Origin of the sequence: Aurantimonas sp. Leaf443, assembly GCF_001425575.1 — a bacterium.
GTDB lineage: Bacteria > Pseudomonadota > Alphaproteobacteria > Rhizobiales > Rhizobiaceae > Leaf443.
This window is the reverse complement of the sequence record NZ_LMRD01000008.1, coordinates 286062-300191: the sequence shown is the minus strand read 5'-3', so window position 1 is coordinate 300191 and position 14130 is coordinate 286062. Positions and strand designations below refer to the sequence as shown.

General features: G+C 70.6%; 14 protein-coding genes. 7 read left to right on the top strand and 7 right to left on the bottom strand.

Going from position 1 to position 14130, the window contains the following annotated elements; translation table 11 throughout:
• Positions 1-46: 46 nt before the first annotated feature.
• From ASG48_RS12785 to ASG48_RS12775, 3 genes are all read right to left on the bottom strand, one after another.
• Complete coding sequence (locus tag ASG48_RS12785; protein WP_055850254.1) at positions 47-751, bottom strand: hypothetical protein; 705 nt, start codon at positions 749-751, stop codon at positions 47-49.
• A 139-nt stretch (positions 752-890) separates the two neighbouring features.
• Positions 891-1895, bottom strand: coding sequence for a KpsF/GutQ family sugar-phosphate isomerase (locus ASG48_RS12780; protein ID WP_055850253.1), 1005 nt, complete (start codon positions 1893-1895; stop codon positions 891-893).
• Positions 1896-2019: 124 nt separating this feature from the next.
• Positions 2020-2385: a hypothetical protein gene (locus tag ASG48_RS12775; RefSeq protein WP_055850250.1), complete on the bottom strand. Its 366-nt coding sequence runs from the start codon at positions 2383-2385 to the stop codon at positions 2020-2022.
• Between the two features lie 353 nt (positions 2386-2738).
• Between ASG48_RS12775 and ASG48_RS12770 the strand changes: the two genes are divergently transcribed.
• From ASG48_RS12770 to ASG48_RS12740, 7 genes are all read left to right on the top strand, one after another.
• Positions 2739-3680, top strand: a complete 942-nt coding sequence (locus tag ASG48_RS12770; protein WP_055850248.1) for a ribokinase — start codon at positions 2739-2741, stop codon at positions 3678-3680.
• Between the two features lie 164 nt (positions 3681-3844).
• On the top strand, positions 3845-4303 hold the full coding sequence (locus tag ASG48_RS12765) for an Rrf2 family transcriptional regulator (protein WP_055850246.1): 459 nt from the start codon (positions 3845-3847) through the stop codon (positions 4301-4303).
• Positions 4304-4689: 386 nt separating this feature from the next.
• The gene (locus ASG48_RS12760; RefSeq protein ID WP_244486901.1) at positions 4690-5688 is read left to right on the top strand and encodes a sulfate ABC transporter substrate-binding protein; all 999 of its coding nucleotides are present in this window, start codon (positions 4690-4692) and stop codon (positions 5686-5688) included.
• 7 nt (positions 5689-5695) lie between these two features.
• A complete protein-coding gene (gene cysT, locus ASG48_RS12755) occupies positions 5696-6547 on the top strand; it encodes a sulfate ABC transporter permease subunit CysT (protein ID WP_055850241.1) in 852 nt (283 codons plus the stop codon).
• A gap of 148 nt (positions 6548-6695) precedes the next feature.
• A complete protein-coding gene (gene cysW / locus ASG48_RS12750; protein WP_055850668.1) occupies positions 6696-7508 on the top strand; it encodes a sulfate ABC transporter permease subunit CysW in 813 nt (270 codons plus the stop codon).
• 109 nt (positions 7509-7617) lie between these two features.
• Positions 7618-8661 (top strand): sulfate/molybdate ABC transporter ATP-binding protein, encoded by a 1044-nt coding sequence (locus ASG48_RS12745; protein ID WP_055850239.1) that lies wholly within the window; start codon positions 7618-7620, stop codon positions 8659-8661.
• A gap of 437 nt (positions 8662-9098) precedes the next feature.
• Positions 9099-9926: a lytic murein transglycosylase gene (locus ASG48_RS12740; RefSeq protein ID WP_055850237.1), complete on the top strand. Its 828-nt coding sequence runs from the start codon at positions 9099-9101 to the stop codon at positions 9924-9926.
• 92 nt (positions 9927-10018) lie between these two features.
• Here the strand turns inward: ASG48_RS12740 and ASG48_RS12735 are convergent, their stop codons facing one another.
• The 4 genes from ASG48_RS12735 to ASG48_RS12720 form a co-directional block, all read right to left on the bottom strand.
• Positions 10019-10768 carry a glutathione S-transferase gene (locus ASG48_RS12735; RefSeq protein ID WP_055850235.1) on the bottom strand — a complete coding sequence of 250 codons (750 nt, stop codon included), beginning with the start codon at positions 10766-10768 and terminating at the stop codon, positions 10019-10021.
• Positions 10765-11871: a catalase family protein gene (locus tag ASG48_RS12730; protein ID WP_055850233.1), complete on the bottom strand. Its 1107-nt coding sequence runs from the start codon at positions 11869-11871 to the stop codon at positions 10765-10767. Before ASG48_RS12730 ends, ASG48_RS12735 begins: the two co-directional genes overlap by 4 nt.
• A gap of 137 nt (positions 11872-12008) precedes the next feature.
• Positions 12009-12791 carry an ATP-binding cassette domain-containing protein gene (locus tag ASG48_RS12725; protein WP_055850230.1) on the bottom strand — a complete coding sequence of 261 codons (783 nt, stop codon included), beginning with the start codon at positions 12789-12791 and terminating at the stop codon, positions 12009-12011.
• Complete coding sequence (locus tag ASG48_RS12720) at positions 12788-13885, bottom strand: ABC transporter permease (protein ID WP_055850229.1); 1098 nt, start codon at positions 13883-13885, stop codon at positions 12788-12790. Before ASG48_RS12720 ends, ASG48_RS12725 begins: the two co-directional genes overlap by 4 nt.
• Between the last annotated feature and the right edge of the window lie 245 nt (positions 13886-14130).

Below are 14130 nucleotides of genomic sequence, written 5' to 3'. Positions count from 1 at the left end.
GGCAGAGGGCGCAAGATGTCGCGCTCCCGCCCGCGCCGCGCGGGTCTCAGGCCTGCGTCTGCGGCAGGCCGGCCTCGTAGAGGCGGCGCTCCTCGCGCCAGAGGTCGGCGAAGTCGACGCTCTGCCAGTCGTCGAACCAGGGGCCGCCATTGGTGAAGTGGATGGCGTTGGGCACGCGCTCGGGGCGGGGATATTCGCCTTCCAGGAAGTTCCAGGTCAGATCCAGCGCGCCGATGAGCGTGTCGTCGGGGATCCAGGAGAAGCGGTGGAGATGGGCGGGGCTCGCCGCGTTCACCACGTCGGGCGTCAGCGCCTTCACCAGCGGATGGGCGTTGTTGAAGAGGATGAAGGACGACCAGTTCTTGCGGGGGTAGCTGGCCTGCGCCTGCCCGTCCATCTTCACCGCGTTGGCCGGCACGTAGTCGTGCTGCACGACATGGACGGCCTTGGACCGGTCGAGGCCCTTCACGAGGCCGAGAATGTCGGTGGTGAAGAGGAAGTCGCAATCGACGAAGATCGTCCAGCCGTCATGGGCGGCGATATAGGGCACGAGGAAGCGCGTCAGCGAGAATTCGGTGGCGGCCTTGTCGGCCGGCCGCGTGTAGAGGCCGAGCTCGCGCAGGCTCGCCTGCTTCAGCGGGTGGATCTCCAGGGGCCCGCTCGCATGGCGCAGGAGCGAGGCGCGGCAGACCTGCCAAGCGATGTCCTCGCGCGTGTCGTAGCCGACATAGATCTTCAGGTGGTCGCTCATCGTCTCTCTGCCCTGCCGTTCTCGTCCATGGGGTTCGGCCGCCCGGCCGGGCGGCGATGGCCCTGGCGGGGCCCTTGGCCCTTCGCTACACCGCGCGCCCGGCTTTATCGAGGCCTCGGCGCCGCCCGGCAGGCCCGCCTCACACGATGCCGGCGGCGAGCAGCATGTGCATGGTGAGGACGCCGACGATGCGCTCGCCGCTCACCACCGCCAGCGCGTTGACCTTGTGCCGGCTCATCAGCGCGAGCGCCGCGCTGCCCAGCATGTCCGGCGCGCAGCTGACGGGCCGGGGCGTCATCACCTCGCAGACGGGCCGGGCGAGGAAGTCGCCGCGCAGATGGCGGCGCAGGTCGCCGTCGGTCACGACGCCGAGGACGCGGTCCTCCTCGTCCACCACGAAGGCGCTGCCGAGGCTGCGCGTCGTCATCTCGATGACGGCCGCGCCGAGCGTGACCTGCGGCCCGACGGCCGCGATGTCGGGCGCCCGCCGCATCAGGTCGCCGGCCGTGCGCAGGATGCTGCCGAGCTTGCCGCCGGGATGGAAGCGGTGGAAATGGGCGGGCGTGAAGCTGCGGCGTTCCAGGAGCGCGATGGCGATGGCGTCGCCGAGCGCCAGCTGCAGGAGCGTCGAGGTGGTGGGCGCCAGCCCGTGCGGGCAGGCCTCCGTCACCTTGGGCAGCGCCAGCACGAGGTCGGCGGCGCGCCCGAGCGTGCTGTCGCGCTCGCTGGTCACGGCGACGAGCGGCACCTGGTAGCGGCGGGTGTAGCTGGCGATGTCGCCGAGCTCGCGCGTCTCGCCCGACCAGGACAGGGCGAGGACGAGGTCGTCGCCCGCCACCATGCCGAGATCCCCGTGGCTCGCCTCGGCCGGATGCATGAAGAAGGCCGGCGTGCCGGTGGAGGCGAGCGTGGCGGCGATCTTGCGCCCGATATGGCCGCTCTTGCCCATGCCGCTGACGATGACGCGGCCGGACGAGCCGAGCACGAGATCGACGACCTGCGAGAGCGCGGCGTCGAGCCCGTCCGCCAGCGCCTCGCGCAAGGTCGTCATCCCCGCGATCTGGACGTCCAGCGTGCGCAGCGCCGATTGCGTCACCGTGGCGAGGCCGCCGTCGGAGGCGATCTGTTCGGGAAGCTGCGGCATGTCACTCGTCTCCATCGCCATTGCGGGCGGATGCCGCGGCGTGCGCCGTCGCAGGTCGTCCGCGGCCGGCGCTGCGGGCACGCGCCCGTTTACAGGACTTGGCGCGGGGATGGAACCGGAGGCCTCAGCGCGTCTCGGCGCCCGTGGGGGCCGGCGGCAGGAAGGCGGCCGCCAGACGCCCGGCGAGGATGCCGAGCGCGGCGCCCAGGGCCTTGAAGGCGGCATCCTCGAAATGGGGATGGCGCGTGGCGGACAGGAACTGCAGCGCCTCGATGCCGAAGGCGGCGAGCGGCAGGAGGGCCAGGAGCCACAGCCAGCGCCCGGGATAGGCGAGGGCGAAGACGGCGCCGAGCAGCGCGAAGGCAAGCGCCCGGTCGGCGTTGACGGAGATCTCCGTCGCCGGCCGCAGGCCGATCGGGCACAGGGTCACGAAGACGATCGCGGCGAGAAGGCCCCAGGCGAGGAGGGGGACGGTGGTCCGGTGCTTCATCGTCTCGCCCCTTACTGTCGCGAAAGTGTCATATTGCCTAGCAGCATGGCGATTGCGGCGGGGTTGAGATCGCCGGCCCGCGGTCTTCCATCCTGCCGCGAAGACCGGACAAGCCGGAAGCGGGCACGACGACCCTTCCGGGGGCCGTCACGGCGCTGCGGAAGTGCCTCGACCGGAGGGGGAGGGCGCGGCCCGCGCCGGGCGCGGGGCCTCGCCGCTTGGCCGGGTGCGGTTTGGCGCGCGATGGTCTATGAGCCGTCGCCAGTGGCGCCGGACGGCCCGGCGGGCCGGCGGGGTGCACCGGCGTGGTCGAGGCGGCGCCCGCAAAGGCGGACCGCCGGGAGGAGATGAGGATGGAGAGCGCAGCCAACAGTGGCGGCCGGGTCGTGGTCTTCGGCTCGATCAATGTCGATCTCGTCTGCCGCGTCGAGGCGATCGCGCGGCCGGGCGAGACGGTGCTGTCGCCGGGCTACGAACAGTTTTTCGGCGGCAAGGGCGCCAACCAGGCGGTGGCCGCCGCGCGGGTGCTCGGCGGGGCGCGCGTCGCCATGATCGGCGCGATCGGCCCGGACGAACTCGGCGGCGCGGCGCGCGCCAATCTCGAAGGGGAGGGGATCGATCTCTCCGCCCTCGCCGTCCTCGACGCGCCGACGGGCTGCGCCTTCATCGTGATCGACGCTTCGGGCGAGAACGCGATCACGGTGGCGAGCGGCGCCAATGCCCGGCTCGGCGGGCTCGACCCGGCGCATCTGGCCCCGGGCGACGTGCTGGTGCTGCAGATGGAAGTGCCCAAGGCCGCCTCGATCGAGGCCGCGAGGGCCGCGCGCGCGCGCGGGGGCCGGGTCGTGCTCAACCTCGCGCCCGTTCCCGCCGACCTCTCGGCCGCCGATCTCGAGCTCCTCCTGCCGCTCGCCGACGTCCTCGTCGTCAACGAGACCGAGCTCGAGGCCGTGGCGCGGCTCCTCGCCTTGCCCGGGCCCTTCGAGGCCGAGGCCAAGGCGCTCGTCTCGCGCTTCGCCATGACGCTGGTGGCCACGCTCGGCGCGCAAGGGGCGCTGGTCGCGCGCTCCGGCCTGCCGCCCGCCCGCGTGCCGGCGCTGCGCGTGGAGCCGGTGGACACGACGGGCGCGGGCGACACGTTCGTGGGGGTGCTCGCCGCCGGGCTCGCCGAGGGGCGCGACTTCCGAGAGGCCACGGCCCGCGCGGTGGCCGCCGCCTCGCTCGCCTGCCTCGGCCTCGGCGCGCAGACGGCCATGCCCGGCCGGGACAGGATCGACGCGGCGCTCGGCCTCTAGCGGCGCGCCGCGCGCGCCGGGCGGGCCGCGGCCTCGCTTCGACCGAGACCGCGCCTCCGGGTGGCGCGGGCCGGCAAAAAGCGGCATATGCGAGGGGATCGCGACGCGCGCCGCCCGGCCTCAACCTCCGGGCGGCGGCCCGTCGCCGAGCCGACCGGACGCCGATGATCTCCCAGAAAGCCAAATACGCCCTGCGCGCCCTCATCGCCCTCGCCCGTTCGCAAGGGGCGCTCGTGACGGCCGAGATCGCGCAGGCGCAGGCGATCCCGCGCAAGTTCCTGGAGCAGATCCTTCTCGACATGAAGCGCGTCGGCCTCGTGCAGAGCCGGCGCGGCAAATTCGGCGGCTATGCCCTGCTGAAGCCCGCCGAGGAGATCACCTTCGGTCAGGTGCTGCGGCTGATCGACGGGCCCATCGCGCCGCTGCCCTGCCTCAGCCGCATCGCCTACCGGCGCTGCGACGACTGCGGCGAGGAGGAGTCCTGCGAGATCCGCCGCGTCTTCGCGCGCGTCGCCGAGTCGGCCCGCGCCGTGCTCGACGAGACGACGATCGCCGATGCCATGGCCGAGCCCGGCCTTCTCGACGATCTCGGCCAGAGCCGCGCGGTCGCCGCCGCCCACTGACGCTCGCCCCGGCCGCGAACCGGACGGGCCTTCCCGCAGCCGGGCGGGCGCGTCGTCGCGGACCCGCGCCCCGCACCGCGTTCGCCCTCTGCGCGAAGGTCGAAACGGGCCTCGCGGCGCCGCCGGGCGGCTGTTCTGCTCGTCTATCCCGCGTCATCGAAACATCGCAGGAGCCGCTTCCACGGCCTTCGCGCATCGAAGATTTCCGACATGCTTAACGCCACCTTGGCGGGTGGCCCGCGCCATTGTCGAGGGCGCGCAGGCCTTTGACGGAAACTCCGTGGCATTCGAACGAAATCTGACTCTCTTGACAATCCATATCAATCCGATCGAGATTATCTTCATACAGGACAATCCTGATGGAGACATCGATGACCGGCTTTCGCATGACCCTTCTGGCGGCGCTCGGCGCGGCCAGCCTCCTGGCGAGCCCCGTCGCGGCGCAGACCCTCCTCAACGTCTCGTACGATCCGACGCGCGAGCTCTACAAGGATTTCAACGCCGCCTTCTCCAAGCATCGCGAGGCCGAGGGCAAGGAAGCCGTGACCGTGCAGATGTCGCATGGCGGCTCGGGCAAGCAGGCCCGCTCGGTGATCGACGGGCTGGAGGCCGACGTGGTCACGCTCGCGCTCGAGGCCGATATCGACGCGATCGCGCAGAACTCGAAGAAGCTTCCCGAGAACTGGCGCTCGCGCCTGCCCAACAACTCCGCGCCCTACACGTCGACGATCGTCTTCCTCGTGCGCAAGGGCAATCCGAAGGCCATCGCCGACTGGGGCGATCTGGTGAAGGACGGCGTCGAGGTCATCACCCCGAACCCCAAGACCTCGGGCGGGGCGCGCTGGAACTACCTGGCGGCCTGGGCCTGGGCGCACGAAAAGTTCGGCGGCGACGAGGCCAAGGTGAAGGCCTATGTCGGCACGCTCCTCTCCCACGTGCCGGTGCTCGACACGGGCGCGCGCGGCGCCACCACCACCTTCGTCCAGCGCGGCATCGGCGACGTGCTGCTGGCCTGGGAGAACGAGGCCTTCCTGGCGCTGGAGGAACTGGGGCCCGACGATTTCGAGATCGTCGTCCCCTCCGTCTCCATGAAGGCCGAGCCCTCCGTCGCCCTCGTCGATGCCAATGTCGACGCCAAGGGCACGCGCGAGGTGGCGACCGCCTATCTCGACTATCTCTACTCGCCCGAGGGCCAGGCCATCGCCGCCAAGCACTATTACCGGCCGTCCAGGCCGGACTCGGCCGCGCCCGAAGACCTGAAGCGCTTTCCCGAGCTGAAGCTCGTCACGATCGACGATCCGATGTTCGGCGGCTGGAAGAAGGTGCAGCCCGACCATTTCGGCGATGGCGGCGTCTTCGACCAGATCTATAAGCCGGCGAACTGATCGCCCGATGACCGTCCTCTCCCTTCCAGGGATCCGGCGCCCCAGCGTGGTGCCGGGTTTCGGCCCCGCGCTCGGCTTCACGCTCACCTATCTCTCCCTGATCGTGCTCGTGCCGCTCGCCGCGCTCGTCATGCGCGCCGCCGGCATCGGCTGGGACGGGTTCTGGACGCTCGCCACCGACCACCGCACGCTGATGGCGCTGCGGCTCTCCTTCGGCGCCTCGCTCGTCGCGGCGCTGATCAACACCGTCTTCGGCGTTCTGCTGGCCTGGGTGCTGGTGCGCTACCGCTTCCCCGGCAAGCGCTTCGTCGACGCCATGATCGACCTGCCCTTCGCCCTGCCGACGGCCGTCGCGGGCATCGCGCTGACGGCGCTCTACGCGCCGAACGGCTGGATCGGCCAGATCCTGACGCCGCTCGGCATCAAGGTCGCCTACACGCCGCTCGGCGTCGTGGTGGCGCTGGTCTTCGTCTCGCTGCCCTTCGTGGTGCGCACGGTGCAGCCGGTTCTGGAGGAGGTCGACCTGCAATACGAGGAGGCCGCCGCCACGCTCGGCGCCTCGCGCCTGCAGGCGGTGACGCAGGTCGTGCTGCCGACGCTGGCCCCCGCCGTCACGACGGGCTTCGCGCTGGCGCTCGCCCGCTCGGTCGGCGAGTACGGCTCCGTCATCTTCATCGCCGGCAACATTCCCGGCGTGTCCGAGATCGCCCCGCTCCTCATCGTCATCCGGCTGGAGGAGTTCAACTATGCGGGTGCGACGGCGCTCGCCTGCATCATGCTGGCCATCTCCTTCGCGATGCTGCTCTTCATCAATCTCGTTCAGGCTTGGAGCCGGAAGCGGTATGGTCATGGCGTCTGAGACGAGCCTCGCACTCGACATGAGCGGCGCCCGCCCGTCTCCCGTCGCCGCCTTCGACGGGGGCACCGGCGCGGTGCCCGCCTTCGGCGAAGGGAGCCGCGCCGTGCCGCGCCGCAGGCCGAGATCGCCCACGTCCGAATCGCCGGGCATGCGCCGGCTGCTGATCGGCATCGCCGTCGCCTTCCTGGCGCTGGTCCTGTTCCTGCCGCTGGCGCTGGTCTTCGTGGAAGCCTTTCGCGGGGGCGTGGCGCTCTATCTCGAGTCCATCGTGGAGCCGGACGCGCTCGCCGCCATCCGCCTGACGCTTCTCGTCGCTGCCATCGCGGTGCCGGCCAACTGCGTCTTCGGCCTCGCCGCCGCCTGGTGCGTGGCGAAGTTCGAGTTCCGCGGCAAGAGCCTTCTCACCACGCTGATCGACCTGCCCTTCTCTGTCTCGCCGGTCATCTCGGGCCTCGTCTACGTGCTGCTCTTCGGCGCGCAGGGGCTCCTCGGCCCCTTCCTCGTGCGCAACGGCATCGAGATCGTCTTCGCCGTGCCGGGCATCGTCCTGGCCACCGTCTTCATCACCGTGCCCTTCGTCGCCCGCGAGCTGATCCCGCTCATGCAGGAGCAGGGCACGGGGGACGAGGAGGCGGCGATCTCGCTCGGCGCCAGCGGCTGGCGCACCTTCCGGAGCGTGACGCTGCCCAACGTGAAATGGGCGCTCCTCTACGGCGTGCTCCTGTGCAACGCCCGCGCGATGGGCGAGTTCGGCGCCGTCTCCGTCGTCTCCGGCCATATCCGCGGCGTCACCAACACGATGCCGCTGCATGTCGAGATCCTCTACAACGAATACGCCTTCTCGGCCGCCTTCGCCGTCGCCTCGCTCCTCGCCCTTCTCGCCCTCATCACGCTCGGGCTGAAGACCGTCCTCGAATGGCGCTACGCCGACGGCCTCAAGGCCACGCGCGGCGGACACTAGGCGCCGCGCGTCCCTTCGGACGCGCGCGACGCTCCGACCTCTGGCTCCACGCATCGGGCTTTCCGCCGATCGGGTTCGATCGCCGGGCCGATGCCGAAAGGACTCCCCCATGGAAATCGCCGTTCGCAATCTCGCCAAGGACTTCGACCGCTTCCCCGCGCTGCACGACGTCTCGCTGGACATCGGTTCGGGCGAGCTGATCGCCCTGCTCGGCCCCTCGGGCTCGGGCAAGACGACGCTCCTGCGCCTCATCGCCGGGCTCGAGTTCCCGACGCGGGGCACGATCCGCTTCGGCAACGAGGACGCCTCGCTTAAGAGCGTGCAGGAGCGCAATGTCGGCTTCGTCTTCCAGCACTACGCGCTGTTCAAGCACATGACGATCGCCGAGAATATCGGCTTCGGCCTCTCGGTGCGCCCGAAGGCGACGCGCCCGCCCGAGGCCGAGATCCGCCGCCGCGCCCACGAGCTTCTCGACCTCGTGCAGCTGTCGGGCCTCGGCCAGCGCTATCCGAGCCAGCTGTCGGGCGGTCAGCGCCAGCGCGTGGCGCTCGCCCGCGCGCTCGCCATCGAGCCGAAGGTCCTCCTCCTCGACGAGCCCTTCGGCGCGCTCGACGCCAAGGTGCGCAAGGAACTGCGCCGCTGGCTGCGGGACCTGCACGAGAAGACCGGCCACACGACCGTCTTCGTCACGCACGACCAGGAGGAGGCGCTGGAACTCGCCGACCGTGTCGTCGTCATGAGCCAGGGCCGCATCGAGCAGGTGGGCGGGGCCGACGACATCTACGACCGGCCCGCCTCGCCCTTCGTCTTCTCCTTCATCGGCGCCTCCAACGCGCTGCCGGTGGAACTGCGCGGCGGCACGGTCTTCCACGCGGGCACGCCGATCGGCCCCGGCGACGGCTCGCTGCCGGACGGGCCGGCGCAGATCTTCCTGCGCCCGCACGACCTCGTCGTGGCCGAAGGCGGCCCCGGCACGCTGGCCGGGCGTGTCACCGCCTCGCGCCGCTCGGCGGGCACGCGCGTCGTGGAACTGGAGCTTCTCTCCGGCGGCGAGCGCCTGGAGGTGGAGGTGCCGGCCGATGCGCCGTCCGCCGTCGCCGGGCCGATCGCGGTGCGGCCGCTGAAATGGGCGCTCTTCCCCGCCGCGGCCTGACGCCGCCAGGCCGCGCCCGGCTCCGAGCCGGGCGGCGCCCGCCCCTGACCTGACGCTCCGGGTCCATCCCCGCGATGCGGGACGCCGGGCGGCAGATGCAGAGACACGTCGGTCCCGACGCGCGGCCCTATGACGCGATCGTGAGGGCGGGGCACCCGCTCTTTTACGCCTGTGCTTGCGCGTTAAACGTCTCGTCCACACCCTCACCATAGTTTGCTTGCATTCCCCGGCGCACCGCGTGTCGCAAGTCTGCACTACTGTTGCGGATTTCGATGCGTTAAGCCCCGGACGAAGGCAGCTTCCCGGCCCGCCCTCGGGCGCCCGCCGTCCCGCCCCGCGCGGGGAGACGGGCACCCGAAGGCGCGCGGGCGAAGTCCGGACCCATCCTGAGAGCGAGCGGCCGAACCGCGGCGCATGGACAACGAAGTGAGGACAGAATGACGTTCACCCCCCGCACGATCAAGGCGCTCGGCGCGGCGACGCTCATGGTTCTGGGCCTTTCCGCCGCCCCGGCGGTCGCGGCGCAGTGCGGCAACGACGCGTCCGGCTTCTCGGCCTGGAAGCAGCAGTTCGCGCAGGAGGCCATGGCCTCCGGCATCTCGCAGGGCACGATCCAGTCGGCGCTGGCCCCCACCGCCTATTCGGCGCAGGTCATCAAGCTCGACCGCAACCAGCATTCCATGAACATCTCGCTCGAGGACTTCATGGCGCGCCGCGCGCCGGCCTCCTTCGTCACCAAGGGCAAGAAGATCATCCGCGACAACGCGCAGGTGCTCAACGCCATGGAGAAGAAGTACGGCGTCCAGAAGGAGATCGTCGTCGCCATCTGGGGCATGGAGACGGGTTTCGGCGCCAATTCCGGCAACATGAACATCTTCTCCTCGCTGGCCACGCTCGCCTATGACTGCCGCCGCTCGGACTTCTTCGCCGAGGAGCTGCTCGCCGCGCTCGCCATCGTCGACCGTGGCGACATGCGCCCGAGCCAGATGAAGGGCGCCTGGGCCGGCGAGATCGGCCAGACGCAGTTCCTCGCCAAGAACTACCTGCGCTTCGGCGTCGACGGCGACGGCGACGGGCGTCGCGACCTCATCAACTCGCGCGCCGACGTCCTGTTCTCGACCGCCAACTTCCTGCGCCAGCACGGCTGGCAGCCGGGCGTGGGCTACCAGCAGGGCGAGGGCAATTTCGGCGTGCTGCGCGACTGGAACCGCGCCGGCGTCTACCAGAAGGCGCTCGCGCTCTTCGCCTCCAAGCTCGAGGGCTGAAGGCGGGACGGGACGCCGAAGGGCGTTCCATCGTCGCAGACGCAAAAACGGCGCCCCGGTCCGAGAAGGACCGGGGCGTTTTTCGTGCGCGCTCAGTCGCCGTCGAGTTCGGGATAGGCGCGGAAGAGGCCGTCCTCGTTGAACGGGAGGCGGCGGTCGCTGGCGAGATAGTCGGCAAGGCGCGGATCGTCGGCGACGCGGTGATGCAGGGCGAAGATCGCCGGCACGTCGGGGCGCAGCGTCGCAAGCCGCCGCGGAAAGGCGTAGGCGAGACCCTCCAGCGTCTGGAAGAGCGCCAGATCCGCATAGGTGAGGCTGTCGCCGACGAGATAGCCCGACAGGGTCGGATTGTCGGTGACGCAGCGCTCCAGGAAGCCGAGATATTTCGGCATGCGCTCGTCGCGGAAGGCCAGCGCCCGCTCCTGCGCGGCCTCCGTCTGCTCCTCGTAGTAGCGCGAGACGCCGAGCGGGTGATGCGTGTCGTGCACCTCGTCGACGAAGTCGGCGATGGTCATGGCGATGGCGCGCGCGGCGAGCCGGCTCGGCGCATCGGCCGGGGCCAGCCCGTGCTTCTCGCCGAGATGGGCCGTGATGAGCGCGCTCTGCCACAGGAGCGTGCCGTCGCTCTCCACGAGGACAGGCGGCGCGAAGGGCGCGGGATGGCGCTCGGACGACTGCAGGAAGGCGAGCATGGCGTGGACGCCCCCGCCCTTCTCCTCCGGCAGGCGCGCGACGTCGCGATAGGGAACGCCCGCCGCCTCCAGGACGAGGCGCACATATTCGCCGCGGCCGGGGATCGCCGGCCAGTAGTAGAGATCGACGCTGTCGGCGTGAACGCTCATGCCGGGAGATCCGCTGCCGATTTCGGCTGGTGGATGGGGCAGCCGTTGGTGCGCGCGCGCAGGTCCGAGGACATTTCGTAGGCGGGCTTTCGCACGCGCATGATCGAGCCGAGCGGCCGGTGCTCGGCCAGCCCGTTCCAGGGCGAGAAGGACATGGCCTCGTCGATCCCGGAGACGCGCGGTGGATCGTAGGGGTCCTGCGGCTCCACGGTGATGCGCGCGACGGTGACGTGCGGGCTCTTGTCCTCCGGCCAGACGGTGCTGGAATCCTCCAGTGGCATCGAGGCGGGGTCGGTGAGAAGCTGCACGCGCAGGTCCCAGCTGCCGCCATGTTCGCGGAAGAAGGCGCGCACGGCCTGGCGCAGGGCGTCGGGATGGGCGGTGATGTCGACCGGCCGGTCCGTCAGCGCCTTGAGTTCGGGCGAGGCGGGCGCGAGCGAGACCTTGCCCATGTAGCGGCCGTGAAGGAGCGGCGCCTGGCTGTGGAACGTCTCGCCGAGAATATGGGTCGCGGGATGGCCGCCGAGCGAGAGGAGCGTGCCGCTCTTGCCGCCCGCCGCCTCCACGAGGCTCTCGGCGCCGCGCAGCGCGGTGGAGAGCGCGGATTTCAAGACCTGCGGCGTGTCGGTCGTGGCCGCCAGCAGCTTTAGCGTGGCCAGGAACTTGCGCGCGTTGGGCGCGGTGAAGGCCGGCGCGTTGATCATCACGAAGTCCTGCACGCTCTCGCCTTCCGAGCCCGGCAGGCGCTCGCCCTCGACGCCGACGATCTTGAGCGCGAGGCCGCGCGGCAGCGAGACGGAATCCTTCAGGACGTCGCCGGGATTGGTCGAGAAGCGCAGCACCGCCCCATACGTGCCGGGTCTGGCGAAGAGACCCTGCGCATAGGGTTCGGCCAGGTCTGGGAGGACGTCGAGCCGGCCGGTGAGAAGACCGTGGCTCTTGGCATGGACGGCGCGCACGGCGCGGCCCTCGTCCCGGACGACCGTCTCCATGATGGAGCGCATCGTCTCGACGAGCTCGCGGGCGGTCTCGGCCTCGTTCTCCTCCTCGATCTCGAAGGCGGGGTCGTAGGGCACGGGGCGTGAGGTGGCGGCGTCGAGCACGGGCACTGTCTCCGAAGGTTGTAATCCCTCCAATCCGCGACGCGCCCCCGGCGTTCCCGCGCTCACGCCGCCTTGAGACAGGAAAACGCCCCGGCCGCGGGGCCGAGGCGTGGTGTTTCGACAGCGGATGCGACGGGTCAGGCCGCCATCATCGTGTCCTCGGGGGCCTTGGCGCCCGTCATCAGCGCCACGGCGTCCGACATGGTGGCGCTGCGCGGGTCGATGACGCAGAGCCGCTTGCCGAGGCGGTGGATGTGGATGCGGTCGGCGATCTCGAAGACGTGCGGCATGTTGTGCGAGATGAGGACGATCGGCAGGCCGCGGGCGCGCACCTCGAGGATGAGGTCGAGCACCTTGCGGCTCTCCTTCACGCCGAGTGCGGCCGTCGGCTCGTCGAGGATGAGCACCTTGGAGCCGAAGGCGGCCGCGCGCGCCACCGCCACGCCCTGGCGCTGGCCGCCCGACAGCGTCTCGACCGGCTGGTCGATGTTCTGGATCGTCATCAGGCCGAGTTCGGAGAGCTTGTCGCGGGCGATCTTGCGCATCTTGGGCTTGTCGAGCATGCGCAGATACTGGCCGGCGAAGCCCTCGCGCCGGATCTCGCGGCCGAGGAACATGTTGTCGGCGATGGAGAGGGCCGGCGACAGCGCGAGCTGCTGGTAGACCGTCTCGATGCCCGCGTCGCGCGCGGCCTGGGGGTTGGAGAAGTTGACCGGCGTGCCGTCGAGGCGGATCTCGCCGGAATCGGGCACGACCGCGCCCGAGACCGCCTTGATGAGCGTCGACTTGCCGGCGCCGTTGTCGCCGATGACGGCGAGGATCTCGCCGGCGCGCAGGTCGAAGTCGGCATTGTCGATGGCGACGACCTTGCCGTACTTCTTGTTGAGGCCGCGGGCGGAGAGGACGAGTTGCGGGTTCATGCCGACACCTTCCGGATCCACTGGTCGGCCGCGACCGACAGGATGATGAGCGCGCCGACGGTGAGCTGCGTCCACTGCGGGTCGGTGCCCCAGATGCGCAGGCCCATGGCGAAGACGCCGACGATGAGGGCGCCGATCAGCGTCCCGAAGACCGAGCCGCGCCCGCCGAAGAGCGAGGTGCCGCCGATGACGACCGCGGTGATCGACTGGATGTTGGCCTCCTGGCCGGAGGTCGGCGAGATGGAGCCGATGCGCCCGATCAGCGCCCAGCCGGCGAGGCCGCAGATGAGGCCGGCCACGACATAGACCGAGATCAGCGTCTTCTGCGTGGAGATGCCCGACAGGCGCGCCGCGTCCGGATCGTCGCCGATGGCGTAGACGTGCCGGCCCCAGGCCGTGTTGTTGAGGATGTAGAAGAAGGCGCAGACGAGCAGCACCATGAAGACGGCGCCGTAGCTGAAGGTCGTCGAGCCGATGCGGAAGGTCTCGCCGAGGAAGCGCAGGAGCGGCGCGTTGGCCTCCACGTCCTGCGCGCGGATCGTCTCGTTGGCCGAGTAGATGAAGTTGGTGGCCAGGAAGATCGACCACGTGCCGAGCGTGACGATGAAGGGCGGCAGCTTCAGCCGGGCGACGAGGAAGCCGTTGATGAAGCCGCAGAGCGTGCCGACGGCGAGGCCGCACAGAAGCGCCAGCGGCGCGGGCAGGCCGAGCTTGACGGCGAACTGGCCCATCACGACCGAGGAGAGAACCATGATGGCGCCGACCGAGAGGTCGATGCCGGCGGTGAGGATGACGAGCGTCTGCGCGACGCCCACGATGCCGACGATCGTCACCTGCTGCAGGATGAAGTTCAGCGTCTGCGGCGAGAAGAACCGGCTGCCGAGCATGAGGCCGAACACGGCGACGCTGAGCGCCAGCACCATGACCGGCACCATCGTCGGGTTGGCGTGCAGGAAATGCTGCAGCCGGGCGAGCGCCCCGCCGCCCCGGTCGAACTCGGCGACGCGCGTGTCGCCCTTGGCCGCGACGGCCTCGAAATCCGCCGCGCTCTGTCGTGTGGGCGCGCGCGGAGGCGTCCCGGATGTCTCGGTCATGACGGTTCTCTCCCTGGCGGAATTCGTTTCAGGCGTCCCGCTCTGCGCGAAGTCTGCGCCAATTCACGAGCATCGGCAACGACGCGCGCCGGGTCCGCGGAGCGGTGCGGCAGGCCCTTGGGCGAGGGTGCCCGGCAAGGGGCCTCGCATCCGCCGCGCCGGGGCCTGGAACGGGCGCGGGACAGTCCCGTGGCCGGGCGCTTCCACGCTGGCGCGGCCGGGGCCGGGGCCGGGGCCCGCCCTGG

Coding starts and splice junctions, on each gene's coding strand:
- ASG48_RS12735 (WP_055850235.1), bottom strand. CDS start 10,768: ATGAGCGTTCACGCCGACAGCGTCGATCTCTACTACTGGCCGGCGATC.
- ASG48_RS12745 (WP_055850239.1), top strand. CDS start 7,618: ATGGAAATCGCCGTTCGCAATCTCGCCAAGGACTTCGACCGCTTCCCC.
- ASG48_RS12785 (WP_055850254.1), bottom strand. CDS start 751: ATGAGCGACCACCTGAAGATCTATGTCGGCTACGACACGCGCGAGGAC.
- ASG48_RS12740 (WP_055850237.1), top strand. CDS start 9,099: ATGACGTTCACCCCCCGCACGATCAAGGCGCTCGGCGCGGCGACGCTC.
- ASG48_RS12720 (WP_055850229.1), bottom strand. CDS start 13,885: ATGACCGAGACATCCGGGACGCCTCCGCGCGCGCCCACACGACAGAGC.
- ASG48_RS12770 (WP_055850248.1), top strand. CDS start 2,739: ATGGAGAGCGCAGCCAACAGTGGCGGCCGGGTCGTGGTCTTCGGCTCG.
- ASG48_RS12780 (WP_055850253.1), bottom strand. CDS start 1,895: ATGCCGCAGCTTCCCGAACAGATCGCCTCCGACGGCGGCCTCGCCACG.
- ASG48_RS12775 (WP_055850250.1), bottom strand. CDS start 2,385: ATGAAGCACCGGACCACCGTCCCCCTCCTCGCCTGGGGCCTTCTCGCC.
- ASG48_RS12725 (WP_055850230.1), bottom strand. CDS start 12,791: ATGAACCCGCAACTCGTCCTCTCCGCCCGCGGCCTCAACAAGAAGTAC.
- ASG48_RS12760 (WP_244486901.1), top strand. CDS start 4,690: ATGACCCTTCTGGCGGCGCTCGGCGCGGCCAGCCTCCTGGCGAGCCCC.
- cysT (WP_055850241.1), top strand. CDS start 5,696: ATGACCGTCCTCTCCCTTCCAGGGATCCGGCGCCCCAGCGTGGTGCCG.
- ASG48_RS12765 (WP_055850246.1), top strand. CDS start 3,845: ATGATCTCCCAGAAAGCCAAATACGCCCTGCGCGCCCTCATCGCCCTC.
- cysW (WP_055850668.1), top strand. CDS start 6,696: ATGCGCCGGCTGCTGATCGGCATCGCCGTCGCCTTCCTGGCGCTGGTC.